Consider the following 20,423-nt stretch of genomic DNA (forward strand, 5'->3'; position numbering starts at 1 on the left):
AACCATGAACCCTATAGATAATAATATAAAATTTTCACTCAGTATTAAAGACCCAAATGTTATTTTTTTCAGTTATAAGCATCAATTCATAAAATCAAAACCTGCTAAAGTCTATGTTGCCAATGTAAAAGCCACTTATACAAGGTGTCCTCAATGTGGTTTTGAAAACTTTAGTCATAACGGACACTATGTGTCACGCGTTTCATATCCGTCGGCCAACGCTAGTGAGCCCGTCTATCTTGAACTTCATAAAGAACGATTAATCTGTAAAAATTGTGGAAACTCGGTAATGGCAACAACAGACCTCGTCAATAAGTATTGTAATATTTCCAAAGCTACCAGACAAAAAATATTCATGCATCTTCAGGATGATCGTACTCAGACTAGTATTGCTTTAGACAATAGTGTTTCTCCCAGTACCGTTTGTCGCTATTTAGACAACTATGATGATCTATTTCGGAGAAATTATCATTCTTTACCTGAGCACTTATCTATGGATGAATTTCGTGGTGTTGGCGGCGATTTCCACTTTCTTTGTATTAACGGTGATGGTGATCATGAAATTCAACAGATCCTACCGGATCGCTTTAAACAAACTATTATTGATTACTTTAATAAGTTTGACAGCACCGCTAGAAAGCAAGTAAAGACAGTTTCTCTGGACCTTAATAGTTACTATCAAGATATCGCCAGATTGGTATTTCCAAATGCCAAAATAATTGTCGATCGTTTTCATATTGTTGCGATGATGACTAGATCTTTTAACCAAAGTCGCGTTCAAATTATGAAAGAATACAAGAAACAATCCAAGGAATATCGGATGCTTAAATTCTCCTGGAAACTTTATTTAAAACACTTCGATGAGCTTGAGATTAAAAAAACATTTTTCGATCGACACCTTAGGAAACAAGTAACTCAACTCGAAAGAGTTCAGTTAGGTCTAGATGTTGATGAAAGACTGTTAAATACTTATAACGCCATGCAAGGCATTATGATATGTCTTAAAAATCACGACAAAGATGGTCTTGTTCAATATTTATATAACAACGATAAGCTTAGCTCGCAAATGAAAGATGTTTTAACCACATTTAAAAAGAATCTTGAAATAGTCCTCAATGCCAGTGAATCAAAGTATTCTAATGGTCCAATTGAAGGGATCAATAGAATGATTAAGCAAATTCAAAGAACTGCCTTCGGTTTCCGAAATTATCACCACTTAGTTTCAAGAGTTAAATTACAACAAATGAGAACCAAACCAAACAAAAAGACACTGTTAGAAGTTGCATAACTTCTAACAGTGTCCCAAATTCATCTATCAACAGGATTTGACAAAGAGCCTTTTGTTTTGGAAAAGAATATAATCAAACCAAAAAAATCGTTCAAATCATTGAACTTTTTACGTGGTTAGTGTCATAATATGCGTATATTAATATTGAACGAATAATTAAAGGCGATGATGATAATGGTTCCAATGCTTGGAAAAAGGTTTGCTCGGCTGCTGGTATTAAAAAGGGCAGGTTCTAATCCGAATAATGGTAACGCGCTGTGGTTATGTCAATGTGATTGCGGAAATCAAGTTGTGGTTGATGGCTATTCCCTTCGTTGTGGGCAAACAAGAAGTTGCGGTTGTTTAAAACGGGAAACTTCTCGTGAAAGCATCAAACATAACCCTGCGTTCCAAAAAAATGTGGGAAATGCAAATAACCTTACCGACAAGGACGGTATTAACTATACTTCACGAGATCTGACAAAACGTAATAAAACCGGAGTGGTTGGTGTGTCATATGATAAGGCATCGGATACTTGGTTTGCGCATTTGATGATTAATTATAAATATGTGCTTGCCAAGAGTTTTAAAGACTTTGATGATGCAGTTGCGGCCCGAAAAAAAGCAGAACTTAAATATTATGGAAAGAATCGGTAATCATAGATAGTTAAAGGGTGAAAATCAATTTTGATTTTCACCCTTTTTTGAAGACAATTAATTTTCAAAAAATCCTTGTTGTTTTAAGACTATTAATATCTGTGACCGTTTTTTGGGGCTGACCTGCATGTCATGCAAAATATGATGACGATAGGTTTCAACACGATTATTAGTCCCGCGTTGCGCATAGTATTTTTCGATGGTCTGATCGTAAGCATCAAGCGTTTTTTTGTCTGGATCTTGATAGTAATTATCAAAGTGGACAGCTTCTAACGGCAATCTGGGTTTTAAATTAGGCTTTTCATCTGGATAACCAATCGCAATTCCGAATACTGGAAAAGTTAATTTTGGGAGATGAAGGAGGTCAATTACTTGTTGGGCATCATTTAAAATGCTACCTAGAATGACTGCGCCAAGTCCCATACTTTCTGCAGCAGTCACAATACTTTGACCAGCCAGAGCGGCATCATCAAATGCAGCAAGGCTTCGGTCACCATCATGAAGTAAGTGCGTATCGGTATCGGCTTCTTGACCGATAAATTCGTTTCGACGCTGATCGGCAACCATGACAAAGAGGTGGCCACTACTTTTTGTGAAAGGATAAGTTGTAATGTCGGCAAGTTGTTTCTTTAAATTAGCATCAGTTACACTTATGACGCTAAATTGTTGCATAAACATACTTGAAGAAGTTCGTTGTGCCGCCTCTAATAAAGTGTGAATAACGTCTGCAGATAAGGCTTGGTTTTTAAAATGGCGAATGGATCGGTGGTGCGTCAGTAAATGTAAGGTTTTGTTATTTTCCAAAGTCAGAATCTTCTTTCTATAAAACTATTTTTCAAACTGGAAATAATCAGGAATCGGAGCGGTTACGCATTTAGTTTCGTTTGAAAAAGGAAGTGGAAATTCGATTTTCCAAGAGTGTAAAGCCAATCGTTCACCAGAGTGATACTTAGGATTATACAACGGATCGCCAATAATTGGGTGTCCTAAGCTCGCAAAGTGCACACGAATTTGGTGGGTGCGCCCGGTTTGTAATTGAACTTCTACTAACGACTGATGGTCAGTTTCTTTGAGAACCTTAAATTCTGTCACAGCCATGGCGGCCTGTGTGCCGTTCACCACACGTTTGCGCTTGTCAGCCAAGGTTTCACCAATAGGCAGTGAAATAATGCCGTGTGCGTGCTGAAATTTACCTTGTACAACGGCAAGATAGGTTCGATGCACAACCTTTGTTTTAATAAAACGATTATAGATAGGAATTAAAACCGGGTTCTTAACTACCAGAATAGCACCGCTTGTTTGTTGATCTAGCCGATGCACATTGTAAGGATAGCTATCGGTATTTTGTAGATAGGCGGCCAGATGGTTCATCAAACTACCGGTTTCACCTGGTTGGTTGGAATGCGTTTTTACGCCGGTTGCCTTATTTGCGATAAGAAGATCGTTGTTTTCAAACAAAACTTGAAGATTAGCGGTGCTATCGGGTAAAAAGCTTGGAATTGGAGTGGAAAAATTTTGTGAATCAAAGGTCATTTCAATTTGATCATGGGGCGCTAATACCGTGTTCATCGATTGGTAGCGATGATTTACTAAGACACTTCTGTCGATACGTAAAAAGTGGACTTCTTTTTTGGAAAGAGCCCAATTTTTTTGAAGAAGTTGTCTTAGAGCGGTTGGTTGAAAATCATCTGATAAAATGCGTTTGTAGGTCCACTTCATTTTAAATCACTCCAATACAAAAGGGCCATCGCAAACCAGTGTTTGTGAGGCCCTTAGGTTTTAAAATCTAAAATTACTTAGCTTCTGCTTCAGGTTTTACAACTAAAACATCGCAAATAGCGTTTCGGCCCACATATGTAGCTACTGAACCAACCATTAAGCGTTCCAAAGCATTAAGTCCAGTTGAACCAATCATAATAAGTTCATTATGATGATCTTTGGGGAATTCGTTAGCAATAACTGGTTTAGGGTTACCAAAACGAACGTGGACACTAACATCTTTTACGCCAGCGTCTTCAGCTTGTTTTTTAAGCTCTGCTAAGCGTTTTTGAACGTCTTCGGATAGCTTGTAAATGACGTCGCCGCTAACAGCACCCCCATATGTGTCACTGAATTGGTTCACTTCAAGAACATTTAGAATATCAAGATGGGTGTCATTCCGTTTGGCAACTTCAATTGCCTTTTTCAAAACGGTGTCTGTAACCTTTGAGCCATCGATTGGAGCTAAAATGTTTTTATATTGTTGTAACATGTTGCTCACCTTCCATTTCATATGGGTTCCTATGAATACTATATCATTTTTTGAAGGAAATGTAAGTGTTTTAGTTCAAAGTGAGTGAGGCAAATCGCTAGAGAGATAAAAATAGACATGATGGAGGTGGGATCGCATCCCGCTGTGAGTCGTGTCTATTTTTATCTCTCTGATTTGCCGAGCTGTCCTAAGTTTTAGCAGAAAATTGCCGAGCAGGCGACGGATGCAGGATCGCATCCCGCTGCGATTTTTTGCGGCTGGTTTGTGCCACAAAAATCGACAACGACCGAAGAACAGGAGGTTTTCTGTATGAAAACCACCAGCAAGGCGAAGCAGTGTGAGTCGTGTCTATTTTTATCTCTCTGATTTGCCGAGCTGTCCTAAAGCTTAGCAGAAAATTCTGGCAATTTATTTAAAATTCGTAGTTTAACCAGAACTAATTACTATACTTTTCAAAAGAATACGGTTACAATATGTGTATATAGATGATGGCGATACAAATACCGCCATTAATATTTAAGCACCGGGCTAGTTTCGATTAGCGCGGTGTTTTTTTGTTCAATTGAAATATAAATGTAAGTTGTAACTTTTTATTGAGATGTTAGACTATGTAAGTAGGCTTTAACCAATATTAGGACGGTGCAAAAATGAAAATTAAACCAAGTGATTTACTAGAAAGTATTCGAGACGAAAAAATTGAACGAGAGACATTTAAGATTACAAGCACGAAACTTAAAAAGGATCCAAAAATGGCCTTAACACCAGTTTTTGGATATTTACAAGAAAACCTAAAGAATCCAACTGCTGTGGAAGCAACTGTCACAATTAAAAAGGACGTTGTGTGCAAGTTTCAAACAAATATTATTAATCTACCGTACAATTATCCAAACAAGATTGAGCAACTAACAGACGCCGACACAGAATATGAGCTTCAACTCTATGCAATTTTTGAAGCAGAAGATATTAATGCTTCACACCTCAGAATTGATTTGATGGGCACGGTAGATAATTTTCTAGCTGGGGATGCGGATGTGTATAAAAATATTACGGATTGGCTAGCATTGCAATTCGAAAAACTAGATTCAGATAAAACAAAACAGGAGTAAAGGTGCCTATGAATCGTTTACTTAAAATGTTAACAGTAGCCGGGATTTTGTTTCTGGCTGTGTTCTTGATTAGCTTACGGTTTCATCCGGCAGCTACAAAAACAAAGCAACAAAATTTGAATCAGGTTTCGGTCTCTAATTTACCAAAAGAAAAGAAATCAAGTTCAAAGTCTAAAGCTAAGAAAAAGGCAGCCCGCCCCGCGTACATGCGGGCAGTTAATTGGAAAAAATCTTCAGAAACTAAAGCTTATCCGGATTTAAAAAAATATAGTGATGTGTGGATAAAAGTGTCAATTGCTAAACAACGTGTTTACATTTTTAACAATAAAACTCGTTTATACACCATGTATGCCTCTACAGGGTCAAAGAGTTCGCCAACACCAACCGGAACTTATCATATTCAGGCTGAACGGGGAACGTTCTTTTATAACGCGCAATCTAAAGAAGGCGCGAAATACTACGTTTCTTGGAAAGATCATGGCGTGTATTTATTCCATTCCGTCCCAACTAATGAACAAGGGCAGTTTCTGGTGAAAGAGGCTGAAAAGCTTGGAAAAGAAGCTAATTCGCATGGGTGTATAAGATTGGCAGTACCAGATGCAAAGTGGTTGTACACTAATATTCAAGAAGGAACGAAAGTTGTCATTCACTAGGGGTTAAGTTATGAAAAATAAAATTCGCGAATTTTTAAATAAAAAAAGAAAATGGTTGAAGTGAACCCCCAAGATTGGACAGATAAAATCGGAAGTTTGTCAAATGGTGTTGAAGGATAGTTTCTATCCTTTGGAGATCTCCTCGTGTGGGAGATCTTTTTTGTTGTTTTATTAGTTGCAGCGTTTAATCTGGTGTGTTGTCTGAATATCGTACTTGAAGGCATAACAAATAAGCCTACCATCGTGACGTTATTGTGGTAGATAATCTAGGCAATCAGCTGGTAGACGCGTGTGAACATATTGGCCTGATTGGAGAAGCCATAACAAGCACGTTTGAGCTCCTTGATCTTACGGTTGATGCCCTCTATCGGTCCGTTAGAGTAGGACGATTTGGCGGCGTTAATTACTCCATTAAGATTCTTTCGTAGGGTATGCATGGCCGTATCTAGGGGCGTGCCGTTAGGCTGATAGTTAGTGATGATATTCTTGAGTTCATCAGCGTGACGCCCCATCAAAGCATCGTGGAGATCGATGTAGGTTTCATAAGCTGTTTTGAAGGCCGGAAACGTATCGGTTCCAATATCAATAGCGTTCTGTTCGGTCGAGTACTCATTCAGGCCGAAGAGGTAGCGGCTCTTTTGTGCGTCAGGGGTGGCCTTGTGGAATAGGCGCCATAGTGATTTCAGTACTTTATATTCCCGCGAATGCTTGTCGAGTTGCTTTAAACATTGAGTGCGAATGGTATCCATCGTCCGGCCCATTAATTGAATAATGTGGAACCGATCAATAATGAGTTCGGCGTTAGGGAATAGTTCGTGCACGAATGCCTGATAGGAGGCGTTCATGTCCATGATGACGCGTTGAACCGCGGCCCGTTCTGCGGTGCTGTACTGACTAAGAAAGAACTGTTTGATGGTTCTATTAAGGCGGTCGCTAAGTACTTTAACTGATTTGTGAGTGTCGGCGTCAATGCAAATAAACGACATGGAGCCGTGCGTGGAACGGAATTCATCAAAGCATAGATTAATCGGTAACCGGCGGCTCGCGTGTGGATGAATATTAGCCGTCAAAATACGCTGAACTGAGTTTGTCGAAATACCGGTGAGACTGGCGATAGTCTTAGCCGGGAGTGATTTACTGGCTAGCTTCAGCACATGAGTCGCTAGTCCGTGACCGATGGCGTGGTTGGTTGATACCACTGGAGTGGTGGCCGTACAAGTGCTATGGCAGTTACTACAACGCCAGCGTTGCTTGTTTAGCTCTAGAATTACGGGCCGGTCCATGGGTCCTGCAATGTGGACATGAGTGAGCTTGTGTCCGTTAGGGTGCAACGTATTGTATCCACAGCTGGGACAGCGCCTGAGTGTGTAGGTAAGCTCTGCCTGGATGACCAAATACTTTTTGCGACCCGAGCCCCGACCATGAAATTCATCACGAGTACCGAACACCTGAATGTTTGTGTCTGTAATTCCCAGTAATTTAAGTGTATTATCTAGTTGAGACATCTATTCCTACCCCGCTTATCTTGAGTTTCGTCGCTTAAAGCATAGCACTAGGGAGGCTTAGATGCCTTTTTTTGTTATCAAAAAGGGCCTAGTACTTTTGGAATGGAAATACTTTCCAACACCAAAAATTTTAGACCCATAAAATCTAATCTTGGGGGTTCTTTTATGGTTAAATTTAATTTTGATTTCAAAGTGAAAGTAGTAACTGAATATTTAGGTGGTCTGCCCGTTAATTCATTAGCACACAAATACAGGATTGGTAGTAGTGCCACAGTTTTAAATTGGATTCAAAGATATGAGAAATTTGGCCTTAACGGTCTTAAACGCAAAGCAATGGATTTAGAATATGCTAGCCAGTTCAAAGTCGATGTATTAAACTGGAGAAAACAAAATCAGGCCTCGCTTCCAGTAACTGCCTTACATTTTAATTTATCCTCGCCGAGTACCATTTGGCAATGGGAAAGTCGGTTTAAGGCATTAGGAATTGTGGGTCTAGAGCGAAAGCGAGGCAACGCCAAGAACATGGTAAAACACAAGAATAAAAGTCGCAAACCCATTGTCCAAAAGGACAATTCCACAGCCAAAGAGGATTTAAAACAGCTTCAAAAAGAAAATGAAATGTTAAAGATTGAGAACACCTACCTAAAAAAATTAGAGGCCTTAACTCGGAAAAAATCAGTACAAAAGAAATCTCAGAAATAGCCATCGAGTTAAGGCAACTATTCCAAACTTCTATCAAACTGATTCTTAAAGTAATCCAAATTCCACGCAGTACCTATTACTACACTCAGAGTCATGAGAGACGTAAATTTGATGATGACCAGATTATTCAAGCAATAGACGAGATTCGCCAAAAAGATCCAAAATACACCAAAAAATACGGCTATCGAAGACTTACAAATGCATTACATGATTTAGGATTTAAAGTTAATCATAAACGCGTTTTGCGAATTATGCAGGAACACGGGTGGTTGTGTCATGCCTTTAATCGACAAACTAAAAAATATAATTCATATAAAGGTTTAGTGGGTAAAATCGCCGCTAATCGCTTAAAGCGACGCTTCAAAACCGATAGACCTTATCAAAAGCTCGTCGCAGACGTTAGTGAATTCAGATATGGAAGCATGGGAATGAACGAACGAGTTTATCTCGAACCAGTTCTTGATTTGTTTTCTGGAGAAATTCTAGCATTCAATATTAGTGAACATCCAACAGTTAAATTCGCAATTAAACCACTTAAGGAGGCTTTAGAAAAACTACCAAAACTAAATTACCGGACAACAGTCCATACTGACCAAGGCTTTCAGTATCAACATCGACACTGGCAGCAGGTTTTAAAGAAACATCACGTTTATCAAAGCATGTCACGTAAAGCAACTTGTCTTGATAATGCGGTGATGGAGTCTTTCTTTCACATTATGAAGGCTGAAATGATGGATGAACATTTTGAAGATAAAGCTAGCTTAGTCCAAGCAATGACCGAATGGATAGGTTTTTATAATAATCGTCGAATTAAAACAAAATTGAACGGCAAGTCCCCGGTAAAATACCGAGAACTCGCCGTTCAAAAAGCAGCATAAATATTTGTCCAATTTTATGGGTTCACTTCAGGTATCAAGATGCTGGAATCAGCATTTTGAGCCTTTTTCTCCTTTTGGTTTTATATCGTCTCATTGGTTATGTCTTCACAAGAATTGTTTTCTTGAGTTGGCCAAAGATTATTGGAGTCACCATATTTTACATGGTGCTTTTAGTAGCCTGGCATAGTTGGGAAATCTATCAAGCAAAACGGTAAGATCAGCTTATTTTTGGAAAAGGTGCTTGAATACTGGTTTAAAAATGGCTGGTATTATAGCCAATAGGAAGAAAATCAAGCTGAAATACTTTTGGACAAACGGGGTGGCACCTAAATAATAACCTGCCAAACAACAAACACCAACCCAGATTAAAGCGCCCAGAAAGTTTAATTTATTGAATCGTTGTAAACTCATGTCGGAATTACCTGCAATAATAGGGACAAACAGGCCGACAAAGGGAACAAAGCGGGACAATAACAGGGAGCTTTTTTCGTTACGATCAAAGTAGGCTTGGGTTTTTTCCATTTGATCTGAGGCTTGGATTTCTTGTGAGAGCTTAGAACGTTGATTTAAAGTGGCTCCGGCGTGATATTTCACATTGGCACCAGCAGTAGCTGCGGTTAAAAAGATAATAAATAAACAAATAACATTCAGGCTGGAATGTGGGCTGGCGGCGATGGTACTAGTTAGAAATAGGACTGACTGCCCAGGTAAAAACGAAAAAATAACGTACGCCGTTTCTAAAAAAATCCAAATAAATAAGAATAAGTAAATCCAGCCGTTTAATTGGTCTGCGATTGGCACAATATAAGCGAGTGGATGTATAAAGAAATTAATGATTAAATTTAACATGATGGAACTCCATTCCCGTAAAAATCTACCCTAATCATATAATGAAACGTCTTAAAAGACTAGGGGTGTGTTTGCAAAAGGATAAAACTGTGTTATTATAAATTTATGCGATGAGTCGAGTAAAAACCAGATAACTTCGGTTGTTTCACTTTCGAGTGACTAGTGGTTTGCTTGGAACGGGATACTTTTCTTCCACCGGATTGTGTGGCGTATCTGATTAAACATGTGTGAACCGTGCGAGATCTATTTGAGAAATCAAGTACCGTTCAAAAAAAGGTTGGGACATTAGTCTCAGCCTTTTTTTACGTCCTTTTATTGAATTAAATAAACTTGATCGTGAACTAAATCAAACCGAGCAAAATGCTGGTTTAACTGTTCGGTAGCCTTGGGATTAACGTAGTGCGCACCTTGCCAAAAGGGCTTACTACCAGAACTACCAAATTTTTCACCAATACATATAAGCGTTACATCGGGATTTGTTTCACGCATTTTCTGTAACAAGTTCCAGTCAATTGAGACACCATCTGGTGACCATGACATAATCACAAACTTAACTTGATCTTGGTATTTCTTCCAGGCTTCCAGAGCATCTAATTTTTCAATTTCAGTAACAGAATGTTTTCCTGTTTCATTTTCAGCAATCCAGCCTTTATTATCAGTCGCAATCACTGGCTGGTCTAATTCACGAAGGCCTGCAGAAATCGTCCCGTTACCAGCCATTACTTCTAGGGTTGGAGCACCATTGAGGAACTTAGCCAGATCTTTGATGAATGGTGCAGAAATATAAGCCCACATTCCGTAATGATTTTCTAAATAGTCTCGGAATGAGCGCAACAATTTGTCTAATTTAGGAAGAGCCTGTGAGTACTGATTCCACAACTCATCGCCCTTAGGATCGCCCATTGGATATTTTTGGAGCAGACTTTGGAAAAGTGTGTCTTGAAAATCATCTGGGACTTGCAGGACAGGTAATGACTGGGGAAGGAGATTCTGGGCAATTAATCGATCACTTTCTAACACATTGTGGGTTAAAAAAGTAATTTGCGGAAACTCCTGAAATAAGTTATCATACTTTTTTATTTGGCCGATATAATCGGGTTCTTGCTCCTGCTTCTTGCTAATTTTAGCTTGATGGCGAAGCTTTTTTAATTTTTTTGAGTTCAAACTATCAATCCATTCTGTTGGTCGATTGGTGAGCAAATTTTATTTCTTACTGTCGTCCAAACCAAGGTCCAGTTCTTCTTGTTGATCATTTTCATCATGAACTGTTCGGCGCTTTTTACCGTGCAGGTATCCTTCAATTAACTGAAATAAACCATAGCGGTCTTCACTAGTAAGAAGTTTATGGTTGAAGGAGAGCTGTTTACCAGACAAGAACAATTTACCAAGATCATATTCGTCGTGATCCGCTTTACCACTTAAGTAATCCATGGTGACATCAAAATACTCAGCTAATTTGCGGATCTCAATATAAGAGGGAGTTCGAACGCCACGCTCCCAATTTCCAATTTGTGAAGAAGTGTTGGCCCGTTCGTCAGGTCCAGGATATTGTTTATTTAAGTCCGCCGCTAGTTGTTCCAAAGTAATACTTTGACCATGGCGGAGTGCACGAAGTCTTTCAGGAAACATATGATTACTCCCTTTCTGTTATCTCAATTTTAGCATAACCACAGGCTGTTAGGTGGCTTGAAAGGCGAATTTTCTTTTTTAGGTGCGACAGTTTTATGTATGTGTCACACTTTGTTAAAAAAGTTTTAGTGGCATCAGAAAAGGGATTGATGGCGAATACAATCCAGCAAACGGTTCTGGGTACTTTGCATAAAAATTAAAATCGCGGAATAATAATCAAGCAACGTTTTTTTGAATCTAAGTATGAGGGATGAAACTAGTGAAAAAATTTTGGAAATGGTTTTTAATTGTAATTGCAATTCTACTTGTGGCAGATATTGGTGCGACTGCCTATTTTTACCACGTGGCGGTTGTCCCGGGGCACAAAGATTTTTTGAGTAGTCAAACGGCTCTGAAAAAAAGTGATCCGCTATATAAACAAAAAAGTTGGTTTCAAAGCGCTCATAAGCAGGTATGGCATGAGACTTCAGCTACAGATAACTTAAAGTTGGATGCCTATTATATTCCGGCGGCACATAAAAGTACAAAAACGGCCGTCATTGCTCATGGATTCATGGATGATAAGACCAAAATGGGGGCATCTGCAGCAATGTTTCATAAGATGGGATACAACGTTTTGATTCCCGATGATCGTGGTCAAGGAGACAGCCAAGGTAATTATATTGGATTTGGTTGGCCGGATCGCCTTGATTATATTAAATGGATGAACCTTTTGCTTAAAAGAAATGGGCAGAATCAACAACTTGTCATGTATGGTGTGAGCATGGGCGGTGCCACAACGATGATGGTTAGTGGTGAAAAGAACGTCCCTAAGCAGTTAAAAGCATACGTTGAAGATTGTGGATATACGTCAGTTAATGATGAAATCACGTATGAAGCTAAATCGATGTATCACTTACCATACTGGCCACTTGTACCATCATTGAGTGCAATGACACAAGTGAGAGCTGGGTATAACTTTAAAGAGGCAAGTGCTTTAAAACAAGTTGCAAAAAATCATCGACCAATGTTATTTATTCACGGTAGTAAGGATAAGTTTGTGCCAACGAGAATGGTATATCCACTGTACCGAGCGGATAACGGACCAAAACAGCTTCTGATTATAAAGGGTGCAGCACATGCCAAATCAATGGCAACTCAGCCGAAACTATATATTAGAACAGTTAAAAAATTCTTGAGCCAGTACGTTAAATAAGACTTATTAAAAACAGGATTGAAATTGAAGGTGGTTCCTTCTAATTTCAATCCTGTTTTTATGGTTAGTCGTAAATTTCGTCGTTTTGCATATAAACAAGTTCATCATTTGAAATTTGTTCGTACAAAGCACTGGCGAGTTCTCTTGTAATCTTGTTTTCATTTAACTGGTTTTGAACAAAGTTATATTCAAACTGAAAAGCATTGATAAATAATTCCTCTTGAATTTCATTACTATCGGGATTATTTTGGTAGCGGCGCTGACGTTCGCGATAATAGCGCTGCACAATTGAGATATCAGTTTTACTTTCTTTATTAACTTTCGGACTCCGGAGGTATTTAAATATTTCCTGAGAAGTTTGGTTCTCAATTTGGGCAAGAAGTTCATGCTTACTCTTAAATTTTTTGGCTAAAGCTGGGTTATGACTAAGTTGTTGCTGCTTGTTTTTAAGCTTTTTGCCATGGGTAATTCGTTTGACGGTGTAGATAAACCGATAAGAGATTTGCAACCAGATACTGCGTAACAAGCTATTATCTAAGTGAAAGTCACGGGTAAACATGGTCCGCTGGTAAAGCCGCCGGTCTTTTTCGGTAATGTCGCCATTAGAAACCAAATCGGTCAGAACTTCGTTTTCAACATCTCGGGTTTGTGCAAATAGTTGCTTTAAAATTCGTCTGTTTTTTATAATTTCCGGTCGGTTTTGACTATGAATAGTGGCAATGACGGCTTGTGTTTCCAGTGGATTTTGATTTAAGTCTTTAATTTTTTTAATTGTATAGTTAATCATTTGCTTACGAGCTCTTTTAGCGTCCGCCGCGGAATATGGCTGCTTTTGTTTGGGGAGTAGAATTGGCAAAATGACGGATGGCACTAACATACTTAAAACAATTACAACGGTTGCGATGTATAAGAGATCATTTCGATAAGGAAATGTGACGCCATGAAAGGTCAAAGGCAGCGAGAAGGCCATTGCTAAAGTAATGGTTCCGTGAATCCCATTGAGGGCAATAATCCAAGAATTAGTGTTTTTATATTCTGGACGGACACGGACCGTTGCTAATCCAAACCGAACCCATAAGTAACGTAGGACAGTCATGATTGCATATAGTAAAGCAGCCAAGCCGGTTAAAAATAGTAAAAAAGAGTTGTTTCGATAGGAAATATCAGAAATAACGGTTGGTAAAGAAACTCCCAAGAGCACGAACACAAAACCATTTAAATTATCTGAAAGGACTTCCCACGTGGTGTTTCCGACCACCTGCAGTTTTGTGGAAGTCAAACGGAGACGTCCTTGTTGAACCCCGTGAACAAGTCCGGCAGCCACCACTGCCAAGATACCAGAAACGTGAATAGATTCTGCGACAAAGTAAACAAAAAACGGTGTTAAGATGCCTAGGGTCACAATGACGGAAGAATTATCCATGCGATGGTTGATTAGTAGTGTCCGTAAAGAAACCAACAAACTTCCCAATACAAGACCTAATAGTAAGCCACCTATAAACACATACAAGAAATCGAAGAACCCATATGTAAAGGAAAATTTCCCGGTGGCAAAAGCTTGTAAGGCTAAATCAAAGATTACAATTCCAGATGCATCATTAAACAGAGATTCATTTTTCAAAGTTTCCATGGCCTGTTCGGGCATCGCAATGTTGGCGGTGACAGAGGAAACGGCTACCGCATCGGTTGGCGTGATGATCGCGGCAAGGGCAAATGCCAGAGGTAAGGCTAATTCACTGAGTGCTAAATGAGTTACGACACCGACGATGCTGACGGTAACCAGCGCTAAACCAACAGCTAATGAAAAGGTTGTCGACATCGAGCGACGGAGGACCCGCATATTGGTATTTAGGCCTTCGTAAAACATTAAAGGTGCCAAAACGGCTAACATAAAAAGTTCAGGATTCATGGTGTAGTGACGATAATAAGGGACAAAAAAGGCCATCAACAGGCCCACTGCAATTTCAATGAAAGCTAATGGGATCTGCGTAATTTTGCTGGCAATGACATTGGAAATGAGCACAGCAATCACGAGGACTAGAACTAGAATAACAACTTCCATAATGTTCACTCCTAAAAATTAATCTAATTCTAGTTTACCATAGCGATTATAAAATGATGGTGGACAACGGTCTGCAGTGTCTAAAAAAGCCCCCATAAACAAAGTTTCTTACACCTTTGCCTAGGGGGGCTTTAAATTAGAAATAATTAGTTTTTAGAGAAGAGTTTGGTAAGATAATCCATAAAGCGGGCCAGATATTTATCTTGGTCAACGGTTAAAGCGACAGTTACGTTTGGATTTTTATCTGTTAGTCTAGCGGGATCACCGATGGTACGGCCCCACATTTCTTTTGTGGTATCGACAAACATATTTAAATCTAGCGTTGAAACCAAGGAAGGATCTAAGGCAACGCCAACAGCCAGTGGATCATGAAGGGCACACCCATGTAAATGGGGACTTGTAATTTTGTAAACATCAATGTAATAATCAACGATGTCAGCAAACTTTTCCCCGGCTGCAGTTTTTAGTGCTCGCCATTTGGCAGTCTCTGATTTAGTTAGCAAGGTGCGCAAGGTTACATCTAAACCGACCATAGTAAGATTGAGCCGACTCTCAAAGACTTCATCGGCAGCTTGAGGGTCTTGGTTGATATTAGCCTCTGCCACTGGTGAAACGTTACCCGGAACGGTTAATGCACCGCCCATAAGTGTGACGTTACCGATTTCGTCTTGAATTTGTGGGGAGATTTTTAAAGCTTTTGCTAAATTAGTCATGGGACCGGTTGGCACCAAAATCAAATCTTTACCATAGGCATGCGCAGACTGAATTAAAAAGTCGACTCCAGATTCAGTTTCTGGTTGGCGTTTTGCAGTTGGTAGAGGCACTTCTCCGATCCCGTTTTTGCCATGAATTTGGGCGCTAATTGGCATCACATCGAAATGAGTAGTTGTTGAAGAATATAATTCACCAAGGTAAACTGGAATGTCAGAGTGACCCAATAACTCAAGAATTTTTAAACTATTTTGAGCTGCCAACGGGGTTAACACATTTCCATATGAAGAGACGATTCCAATTAAGTCAACATCTGGGGCTGCCACTGCATATGCGATGGCCATTGCATCATCAATACCAGTATCTAAATCTAAGATCATTTTGCGTGTTGCCATGAGGAGCCTCCCAAATTTTATTTTTAACATCTTAATCATACGAAATAAGTATCCTAAATACAATCAAAAAATAGTTGTCTATTAGGTATGTGTCAAGATTTAGTAAGTAGTACCTCTAATTAGATTTTATCTGCTTTTGGTTCCGTTCCGGCGCTGATGTGGGTCGTGTGGGTCGCTTACGAGCTAACTTCTCGCCCTTCAGGCCAGAAGTGGATCTCTCCAGTCTTCCCATGTCACTAAGCGATAAAATCGCCAAGTGACATCGACACACTCTCTCATCAACGCCTCCACTACACCTAATTAGAAGATTAACGGTCTTCTCGTGTTTTAAAAAGGCTTTTTTCACTTGGCCGTGTGGCTAGCTTATCAGCCTCGCATGTTTTTTAGTGATAAGTTGCTAAACTACGTATGCACATTCTTTATACATAAGCCGCCATGTCACTAGTTTTAAAATTTTGCTTACTTGGAGTAATATTTATTAGATTAGTCATTTTTTATCCTTGGGCTTTCCGCCTTGGTCATGTAAAATTAAGAAGCAAAAACAAAAGCTTCGGGAAAAATCTTTCAAAAAAAATGGTGAGAGGTTTTTCCAAATTCAGGATCACCGATGGGAAACGCATATGAAGTGAAAGCTGGTTTTTGAGGCTATTAGAATTACGCCATTCCCCAAAAACTAAATTATGATCGAAATAAACTGTTAGCTAAAAAAGAAAGAGGGATAAACGTGTCCGAAATTTATGACATTACAATCATTGGTGGGGGCCCCGCTGGGATGTTCGCCGGTTTTTATAGCGGATTGCGAGGAGCTAAAGTTCAAATTATCGAAAGCCTTTCTCAATTGGGTGGGCAGGTTAGTGCACTTTATCCCGAAAAGTATATTCATGATGTGGCTGGTTTTATGGGGATCAAGGCTAATGATTTAGTCGCGCATCTCCAAGAACAAGTCGAACAACTACCAATTGATATTCGGTTAAACGAAACGGTCACTAATTTAATTCAACAAGAAAATAATTTTGAAATTGTGACCAATCATGATACTTATCACTCAAAATCTGTCATTGTGGCAACTGGTGTGGGGGCTTTCAGTCCGCGGCGCTTGGCCGTAGACGGCGCCGATAAATTAGAAAACACCCATGTTTTTTACACAATCCCTGATCCACAACGGTTTCGAGATAAAACTGTGTTGATTGCTGGCGGTGGCGATTCAGCGATTGATACGGCACTGATGCTTGAAAAGGTTGCAAAACACGTTTACTTAATGCATAGACGGACTCAATTTAGAGGGATGGAACATAGCGTTAAAATTCTGGAACAATCAAATGTTGAACTGTTAACCCCCTATTTGTTAAAACAAATTGATCCAACTGACGGTCATCTTTTATTAACGATGAAAGAAGTTAGAGGAGAACGTCTGCTTCAAAAACAAGTGGACGATGTCGTGGTGAATTATGGATTTATTTCGAACAACAAAACAATTCGGCAATGGGAGGTTCAACCCGAACAACAACACCGGATGTTTACCGTAGATCGCCAAATGAAAACAAACATCCCCTTAATTTATGCAATCGGTGACGGAGTAGATTATGACGGGAAACTAGATTTGATTGCGACCGCTTTTGCTGAGGGTCCAATGGCAGTAAGTGCAATTATGAAGGAACTCTATCCGGACCGGCGAGGACCATTGCACAGCACTTCTATGGAGTTATAAAAAAGTTCTAGATTTCAAGAATTTACTTGAAGTCTAGAACTTTTTTTGATCACCCTACTGTTAGTTTCCTGAAGTGGAATCTGGATTTGTGATTTCAATTCGATTATTCTTTGACTTTGAATGCGTTGCTTCCGGAGCATCAGTTTTATATAGATCCTCAAGGGAACGATCTCGGTTTTTAGAGTACATCGACGTGGACTTTAAGCCTAATTTCTTTTGGATAGCGAGTTCTTTTTCTAAACCGTTTGAATAATTATAGGCTGTCGAATTAACCTTTTTAAAGCCTTTAGGTGTATAGAAACGGAGTAAATTTTTCTCGTTCAAAGCATCAGACATATTAAGCTGTTTATTGACTGCCGTTTGAGCCTTGGCAACTTGTTTTTTTAAAGCACCAGTTGGCGTGACGACTTGGCCAGTTGAGTTGTTGTAAATGGTACCACCAATCGATGTATAGTTTGGGGTAATGAAATCTTGATTACGGAACGCGACAACTTGATCATGTTCTGAAGAGAAGAGATCAGTCCCAAACTGCATGTAAGGTTTTGAGTTAATTCCCAACAAATGCAATAAGGTAGGTAAGACATCAATTTCGCCACCATATTGTTTCTGAATGCCACCGTTTTTAACTCCTGGAATATGAATCATAAACGGCACTCTTTGTAACTGGGTATTATCCCAATCAGTCCAGTTATCAACAGGGTCTTTGCCATACGAAGTGAAATGACTTGGGTCCTGACTAAATGTTTTCGCTAGATCTTTATTTGCAGAATCAGAAATCCCATAATGATCCCCGTATAAAATGATGACGGAATTATCGTATAGGCCTGATTTTTTTAAGAAAGTGAAGAATTCTTTGACTGACTGGTCAAGGTAATTAGCTGTTTTAAAGTAGTTGTTCACAGAAGTATTTCCAGTGTCAGGAACTTTAAAACTTGAATCTTCTGAATCTAGATCATAAGGAAAATGGTTAGAAACTGTAATATATTTGGCATAGAAAGGCTGCTGTAAAGCTTGCAGATACTTGATGGAATCCTTAAACAGTAACTTATCCTTTAGGCCGTAACCAGTGGCCTTGTCACCAGAAGTATCATAGTAACTAGCTGAGAAGAAGTACTGATAACCCATATTTTTGTAAACATTATTTCGGTTCCAGAAACTAGCTACGTTGCCATGGAAAACGGCAGACGAGTAACCTTGTTGCTGTTTTAAAATGGCCGGCGCCGCTTGGAAAGTCTGATCATTTCCAAGCTGGGCAAATAAGGAACCTTGGGGTAAACCGAATGTACCAGTTTCAAGCATATTTTCAGCATCACTGGTTTTCCCTTGGCCAACTTGGTTAAAGAAATTAGAAAACGAATAGGTACTCTTGCTGTGATAAAGACTGTTTAAAAATGGGGTTACCGTCTGGCCTTCAACCTTATCATCAATCAAGAATTGTTGGAAACTTTCCAGATGAATCACGATGACATTTTTACCTTTAGCAATTCCGTAATACTTCTTGTTGGAATTTGCGTAGTGTCCTTTAACGTACTTTTCAACGTTTTTTAATTCACTTTTGGTGGCACTAGAACGCATCTTACTCGTTTGTTCAGTTTTAGCACCATCGTAAATTGTGAATGGATCAATCCCTAAATATTTAACGATGTAAGAACGATCAAAGGTTCTGGTGATCAACTGAGGCCGATCAATTTCGGCAAACATCAGGTTAAAGCCAAAAAGCAAAACAGATAATGAAGTTACTTGAAAGCCTAACCGCTTAGGTAAACTATTTTTGTCCCACTTGATTTTGCGCATGAGCATTAAAACTAAAATGATGACAATATCGAGCCAAAACAATAAATCGTGTGGTTCAGTTAAGGCTAGGGAACTACCACTTAGTCCTTGGTTAACTTTGGAGTAACCTAACATGGTGTTAACCGTCATAAAATCTGTAAATTCACGATAGTAGATGACGTTCAAATAGAGTAACAGTGTATTACCGATATCGATCAATAAGATTAATGGGTAGAAAATTTTTGCTTTTTTTACGTAAAGCGCTAACCCGAATAGGAAAAAGGTGGTTGCCAACGGATTAATTAAAAGAATAAACCACTGAAAAACACCAGTTACCCCAAGAGAAAAATCAGCGAAATAAGCGAGGAGTGTTTTTAGCCAGAAAAGAAAGACTAATAGAAAGAAAAACCCCATTCTGGTGTTAATTTTTGCAATAAACCGTTTCATAATTAGATTGTTAACCTTCCCGTGTAAATCGACTTTTTAGTGTAAATTTGATTCACAAATATAGAGTCATTTTAACATAATTTTATTAAGCAAATTCTTAAATTTGGGTTCAGTTTGTTTTCCCAGGCAAAAAAAGCTTATAATTCAAAATAAATACAAATTATGAATGGGTGATCAAATGGATATAAAGTCAGCGTTTGGAAATAACGGAACCGTTTATGAAGATGGGATGAAAATAAGAAAGGCCGTTTTTATTGAAGAACAAAATATTGATGCTGCGTTAGAACAAGACGAAAATGAAAGTCGGTGTCGATACTACGTCGGCTATGTAAATCAGGAGCCAGTCACGACGGCTAGAGTCATGCAAACAGATGAAGGAACCCTAGTTCAGCGGGTGTGTACCTTGAAAGCTTATCGCCACCAAGGATTGTCTTCGCAAATTTTTCAAGCTATTGAACAAGATGCAAAAGCAAAGGAAATTAAGCAGGTCTGGCTATTTGCGCAAGATCACGCCCAAAAGTTTTATTTAAATAACGGATTTACAGTGGTTGGGGATCAAGTTATGGAAGCTGGAATTCCGCACCACAAAATGGTCAAAGAAATTTAATGGATTTTGTGGTTTAGTTAAAATTGAA

The 20,423-nt window shown here is 39.0% G+C and carries 19 protein-coding genes; 9 read left to right on the forward strand and 10 right to left on the reverse strand.

The genetic code is table 11. The annotated features are described in order from the left end of the window. Positions 1–4 precede the first annotated feature (4 nt). Both PI20285_RS01255 and PI20285_RS11810 read left to right on the forward strand, forming a co-directional pair. Positions 5–1,288 carry an ISL3 family transposase gene (locus PI20285_RS01255; RefSeq protein ID WP_010620868.1) on the forward strand — a complete coding sequence of 428 codons (1,284 nt, stop codon included), beginning with the start codon at positions 5–7 and terminating at the stop codon, positions 1,286–1,288. Between the two features lie 399 nt (positions 1,289–1,687). Beyond that, the gene (locus PI20285_RS11810) at positions 1,688–1,924 is read left to right on the forward strand and encodes a hypothetical protein (protein ID WP_245080606.1); all 237 of its coding nucleotides are present in this window, start codon (positions 1,688–1,690) and stop codon (positions 1,922–1,924) included. 57 nt (positions 1,925–1,981) lie between these two features. Here the strand turns inward: PI20285_RS11810 and PI20285_RS01265 are convergent, their stop codons facing one another. The 3 genes from PI20285_RS01265 to PI20285_RS01275 all read right to left on the reverse strand — a co-directional run bounded on the left by PI20285_RS01265 (position 1,982) and on the right by PI20285_RS01275 (position 4,175). After that, positions 1,982–2,728 carry a nitroreductase family protein gene (locus PI20285_RS01265; RefSeq protein ID WP_057775507.1) on the reverse strand — a complete coding sequence of 249 codons (747 nt, stop codon included), beginning with the start codon at positions 2,726–2,728 and terminating at the stop codon, positions 1,982–1,984. 24 nt (positions 2,729–2,752) lie between these two features. Then, the gene (locus tag PI20285_RS01270; protein ID WP_057775505.1) at positions 2,753–3,643 is read right to left on the reverse strand and encodes an RluA family pseudouridine synthase; all 891 of its coding nucleotides are present in this window, start codon (positions 3,641–3,643) and stop codon (positions 2,753–2,755) included. A 73-nt stretch (positions 3,644–3,716) separates the two neighbouring features. After that, complete coding sequence (locus PI20285_RS01275) at positions 3,717–4,175, reverse strand: universal stress protein (protein WP_057775503.1); 459 nt, start codon at positions 4,173–4,175, stop codon at positions 3,717–3,719. Positions 4,176–4,822: 647 nt separating this feature from the next. Here PI20285_RS01275 and PI20285_RS01280 point away from each other — a divergent pair. Beyond that, positions 4,823–5,281, forward strand: a complete 459-nt coding sequence (locus PI20285_RS01280) for a hypothetical protein (RefSeq protein WP_057775501.1) — start codon at positions 4,823–4,825, stop codon at positions 5,279–5,281. Positions 5,282–5,289: 8 nt separating this feature from the next. Continuing rightward, positions 5,290–5,934 carry a L,D-transpeptidase gene (locus tag PI20285_RS01285; protein WP_082623340.1) on the forward strand — a complete coding sequence of 215 codons (645 nt, stop codon included), beginning with the start codon at positions 5,290–5,292 and terminating at the stop codon, positions 5,932–5,934. A 266-nt stretch (positions 5,935–6,200) separates the two neighbouring features. On the opposite strand, the gene PI20285_RS01295 is transcribed toward PI20285_RS01285, so the two are convergent. Beyond that, on the reverse strand, positions 6,201–7,439 hold the full coding sequence (locus tag PI20285_RS01295; protein WP_105782166.1) for an ISL3-like element IS1165 family transposase: 1,239 nt from the start codon (positions 7,437–7,439) through the stop codon (positions 6,201–6,203). A 165-nt stretch (positions 7,440–7,604) separates the two neighbouring features. On the opposite strand from PI20285_RS01295, the gene PI20285_RS01300 reads away from it, so the two are divergent. Both PI20285_RS01300 and PI20285_RS01305 read left to right on the forward strand, forming a co-directional pair. Next, the gene (locus tag PI20285_RS01300) at positions 7,605–8,141 is read left to right on the forward strand and encodes a helix-turn-helix domain-containing protein (protein ID WP_063698703.1); all 537 of its coding nucleotides are present in this window, start codon (positions 7,605–7,607) and stop codon (positions 8,139–8,141) included. Positions 8,142–8,200: 59 nt separating this feature from the next. Beyond that, positions 8,201–9,019: an IS3 family transposase gene (locus PI20285_RS01305; RefSeq protein ID WP_245080653.1), complete on the forward strand. Its 819-nt coding sequence runs from the start codon at positions 8,201–8,203 to the stop codon at positions 9,017–9,019. A gap of 222 nt (positions 9,020–9,241) precedes the next feature. On the opposite strand, the gene PI20285_RS01310 is transcribed toward PI20285_RS01305, so the two are convergent. From PI20285_RS01310 to PI20285_RS01320, 3 genes are all read right to left on the reverse strand, one after another. Further along, complete coding sequence (locus PI20285_RS01310; RefSeq protein ID WP_057775430.1) at positions 9,242–9,868, reverse strand: VTT domain-containing protein; 627 nt, start codon at positions 9,866–9,868, stop codon at positions 9,242–9,244. Positions 9,869–10,180: 312 nt separating this feature from the next. Continuing rightward, positions 10,181–11,032: a hypothetical protein gene (locus PI20285_RS01315; protein WP_057775432.1), complete on the reverse strand. Its 852-nt coding sequence runs from the start codon at positions 11,030–11,032 to the stop codon at positions 10,181–10,183. Between the two features lie 39 nt (positions 11,033–11,071). Next, positions 11,072–11,497: a helix-turn-helix domain-containing protein gene (locus PI20285_RS01320; protein WP_057775428.1), complete on the reverse strand. Its 426-nt coding sequence runs from the start codon at positions 11,495–11,497 to the stop codon at positions 11,072–11,074. A 259-nt stretch (positions 11,498–11,756) separates the two neighbouring features. On the opposite strand from PI20285_RS01320, the gene PI20285_RS01325 reads away from it, so the two are divergent. Further along, a complete protein-coding gene (locus tag PI20285_RS01325) occupies positions 11,757–12,692 on the forward strand; it encodes an alpha/beta hydrolase (RefSeq protein ID WP_057775426.1) in 936 nt (311 codons plus the stop codon). A gap of 64 nt (positions 12,693–12,756) precedes the next feature. On the opposite strand, the gene PI20285_RS01330 is transcribed toward PI20285_RS01325, so the two are convergent. Then, a complete protein-coding gene (locus PI20285_RS01330; protein ID WP_057775424.1) occupies positions 12,757–14,754 on the reverse strand; it encodes a cation:proton antiporter in 1,998 nt (665 codons plus the stop codon). Positions 14,755–14,900: 146 nt separating this feature from the next. After that, on the reverse strand, positions 14,901–15,860 hold the full coding sequence (locus PI20285_RS01335) for a nucleoside hydrolase (RefSeq protein WP_057775422.1): 960 nt from the start codon (positions 15,858–15,860) through the stop codon (positions 14,901–14,903). A gap of 724 nt (positions 15,861–16,584) precedes the next feature. Between PI20285_RS01335 and PI20285_RS01340 the strand changes: the two genes are divergently transcribed. Next, entirely contained in the window at positions 16,585–17,568 is a 984-nt protein-coding gene (locus PI20285_RS01340; RefSeq protein WP_057775456.1) for an NAD(P)/FAD-dependent oxidoreductase, read from the forward strand. A 60-nt stretch (positions 17,569–17,628) separates the two neighbouring features. Here PI20285_RS01340 and PI20285_RS01345 read toward each other — a convergent pair whose 3' ends face one another. Next, positions 17,629–19,788, reverse strand: a complete 2,160-nt coding sequence (locus PI20285_RS01345) for an LTA synthase family protein (protein WP_057775454.1) — start codon at positions 19,786–19,788, stop codon at positions 17,629–17,631. A gap of 166 nt (positions 19,789–19,954) precedes the next feature. On the opposite strand from PI20285_RS01345, the gene PI20285_RS01350 reads away from it, so the two are divergent. Further along, positions 19,955–20,395, forward strand: coding sequence for a GNAT family N-acetyltransferase (locus PI20285_RS01350; protein ID WP_082623338.1), 441 nt, complete (start codon positions 19,955–19,957; stop codon positions 20,393–20,395). Positions 20,396–20,423 lie beyond the last annotated feature (28 nt).

This window comes from Pediococcus inopinatus (genome assembly GCF_002982135.1).
Lineage (GTDB): Bacteria > Bacillota > Bacilli > Lactobacillales > Lactobacillaceae > Pediococcus > Pediococcus inopinatus.